Annotated in this window: 3 protein-coding genes; all 3 read right to left on the bottom strand. The window is 68.8% G+C overall.

The features are described from left to right. Nucleotides 1-337: 337 nt before the first annotated feature. On the bottom strand, nucleotides 338-1,171 hold the full coding sequence (locus tag Q0W60_RS17360) for a DUF2807 domain-containing protein (protein WP_297697334.1): 834 nt from the start codon (nucleotides 1,169-1,171) through the stop codon (nucleotides 338-340). Between the two features lie 31 nt (nucleotides 1,172-1,202). After that, entirely contained in the window at nucleotides 1,203-2,033 is an 831-nt protein-coding gene (locus Q0W60_RS17355) for a DUF2807 domain-containing protein (protein ID WP_297697333.1), read from the bottom strand. A 175-nt stretch (nucleotides 2,034-2,208) separates the two neighbouring features. Continuing rightward, nucleotides 2,209-2,863: EF-Tu/IF-2/RF-3 family GTPase (locus tag Q0W60_RS17350; protein WP_297697332.1), on the bottom strand; the 655-nt coding region annotated here is incomplete at its 5' end.

The raw sequence follows: 2,863 nt of genomic DNA, 5'->3' as shown, positions 1-2,863 counted from the left end.
TGAGCCGGATGCGGATGTTCTGACGATCCATATCGCTCTTTTCGTTTCCCTACAGACGGCGGCCCGCCCGCGTGATCTCGACCATTTCAAAGACCAGCCCGAACCCTTTTCAGGGCCCGTACGCGATAGTCCGCACAAACGACTTAGGCCCGCGCGATAGCCGCGAGGGCCTCATCCCGAAACGCTACTGGGTACAGTCTCGAGCCGTTTCCGCGAACCGCGTCTGCGCCCGAAAGCGCACAGCCGGTCCAACAGGAGGCGCGTAGATACCGATCTGCCCCCATCGCGTCAAGGGCGGGCGGCCGCTTATCGCAGCCATCGCATGGGACCGGCAGGCTCAGCCGCCGGTGGTCACCGAGCCCGAACCCATCACCATCTTGGAGATCGGACCCCTGACCTGGCGCGCCCGGACGTCGCCGGAGCCCATGATCCGCACCTTCAGCGCATCGGCCACGCCGCCGAAATCCACATCGCCCGAGCCGGCGATGGCCACGTCGAGGGTGCTCGCATGCCCATTGCCGATCTTGACGTCGCCGGCGCCGGCCACGTGGACGCCCACCGGGCCGCCGACGGAAGCCACGGTCACGTCGCCCGAGCCTGCGATGTCGACGTCCAGCGACCCGTGGATGTCTGCGGTGGCCACGTCGCCGGAGCCGGCGGTGCGGATCTTCGCATCGCCCGCGCTGCCGGTGTGGGTGTCCCCTGAGCCCGCCTGGCTGATCCGCATGTGACCTTCGACGTTGGCGACCGTCCAGTCGCCGCAGCCGCCGTTGGCGAGGTCGAGGCTGGCCGAGCGCCCCACGGAGCCGAAGACGGCGCCGCCGGTCTCCACCTTCACGTCGCGCGGGGTGTGGATCACCACCTGGGGCATGTCGCGGTAGCCGATCTCGCCGACGCCGCGCACCTCGACCATGATGTCATCGCGCCGCCCGTGGCAATTGCGGATGCGACGGCCGAGACCGCCATCGACGATGGTCTTGCCGGCGAAGCTGCGCACCTCGAGCGGCAGGCTCGGATTGCTGGTTAGGAACTCGACCTTCACGTCGGGCCTGTTCTCGGGGATCACGGTGACGCGGGCCACGGCGTCCTTGACCTCCACCGAGGCGGCGTTCGCCGCGCCGGCCGCGGCGCAGATCCCGCCAGCGGCGAGGAGGATGAGGGGAAGACGCATTCTTGGAAGCTCCTTGTCCGTCTGCTGCGGCTCAGCCGACCGTCACGTGGCCCGCGCCGGAGATCGACTTGGTCACCGGCCCGTTCACCTGTTTCACCCGGATGGAGCCGAAGCCGGAGATCGACGCATCCAGGCTCTGGGCGGCGCCGCCGAAATCGACACCGCCGACGCCCGAGACCGAAGCCCTGACCGCGCCGGCGCGGCCGCCGTCTACCCTCACCCGGCCCACGCCGGAGACATTGGCGTCCAGGTCGCCCGCGAAATCCTCCACGCGCACGCCGCCGGCGCCGGAGAGCTCGGCGTCCATGCCCTGGCGCACCTTGACCACGTGCAGGCTCGCGGCGCCCGAGAGGTGCAGGTCGAGCCGGCCCGTCGAGCCCAGGCGAAGGCTGCCGGCGCCGGATTCCTGGACCCTGGTGTCGCCGGCCACGTCGGCCACTGTCCAGTTGCTGCAGCCGGAATCGTGGAGCTCGAGGCTTGCCGCGCGGCCGATCGCGCCGAACACCGCCCCGTTCGAAGACACCGAGACGGCCCGCGGCGTGTGGATCACCACCTGAGGCATGGCCTGCGCGTCCACCCGGCCGATGCCGCGCACTTCGGCGCTCGGGGCGTCGGTGTGGTTGTTGCAGTTGCGGATCCGGCGCCACAGACCACCGTCCACGACCGTGCGGCCATCCTCGGTGCGCACCTGCAGCGGCAGCTTCGGGTTGGCGGTGAGGAACTCCACCTTCACGTCGGCGCGGTCTTCCGGAACCACCGTCACCCGCGCAACCGCGTCGCGGATCTCAACAGAGGCCGCGTTCGCCGCGCCGGCCACAGTCAGCGCGCCGGCCGACGCCAGCAAAGCGATGAAAGCACGCATCAGCCCAATCCCATCAAATTCTTGCCCCGACGCGGAAGCTAGTCCCGCCCCCTTGGGAAGGCAGCTTAATTCGGCTTCATGACCTGGATTTCATGCGCACAGCAAAAAGGCCGCCGGCTTCCCGGCGGCCCTCTTCTGGGCTGTTTCCCCTCCCCGTCCTGGGGAGGGAAAGCCGCTACTCGATGATCTTGGCCACGACGCCGGAGCCCACGGTGCGGCCGCCTTCGCGGATGGCGAAGCGCAGCCCCTGGTCCATGGCGATCGGGGTGATCAGCTCCACGTTCAGCTCGGCGTTGTCGCCCGGCATGATCATCTCCACGCCTTCCTTCAGGCTGATGACCCCGGTCACGTCGGTGGTGCGGAAGTAGAACTGCGGCCGGTAGTTGGTGAAGAACGGCGTGTGGCGCCCGCCCTCCTCCTTGGTCAGGATGTAGGCCTCGGCCACGAACTTGGTGTGCGGGGTGATCGAGCCCGGCTTGCACAGCACCTGGCCCCGCTCCACGTCCTCGCGCTTGGTGCCGCGCAGCAGCACGCCCACGTTGTCGCCCGCCTCGCCCTGGTCCAGCAGCTTGCGGAACATCTCCACACCCGTGCAGATCGTCTTCTGCACGTCGCGGATGCCGACGATCTCCACTTCGTCGCCGACCTTGACGATCCCGCGCTCGATGCGCCCCGTCACCACCGTGCCGCGGCCCGAGATCGAGAACACGTCCTCCACCGGCATCAGGAACGGCAGGTCCTTCGGACGCTCCGGCTGCGGGATGTAGGCGTCGACCGCATCCATCAGCGCCAGCACCGAGGTCTCGCCGATCTCCGGGTTGCGGTTCTCC

The organism is Phenylobacterium sp. (assembly GCF_025934275.1).
GTDB lineage: Bacteria > Pseudomonadota > Alphaproteobacteria > Caulobacterales > Caulobacteraceae > Phenylobacterium.
Note: the sequence above shows the minus strand (reverse complement) of the source record. Positions and strands in the feature narration are given on the sequence as shown.

Bases quoted from the DNA above. Each gene is read 5' to 3' on its own strand.
- Q0W60_RS17355 (WP_297697333.1), bottom strand. From the start codon at position 2,033: ATGCGTGCTTTCATCGCTTTGCTGGCGTCGGCCGGCGCGCTGACTGTG.
- Q0W60_RS17360 (WP_297697334.1), bottom strand. From the start codon at position 1,171: ATGCGTCTTCCCCTCATCCTCCTCGCCGCTGGCGGGATCTGCGCCGCG.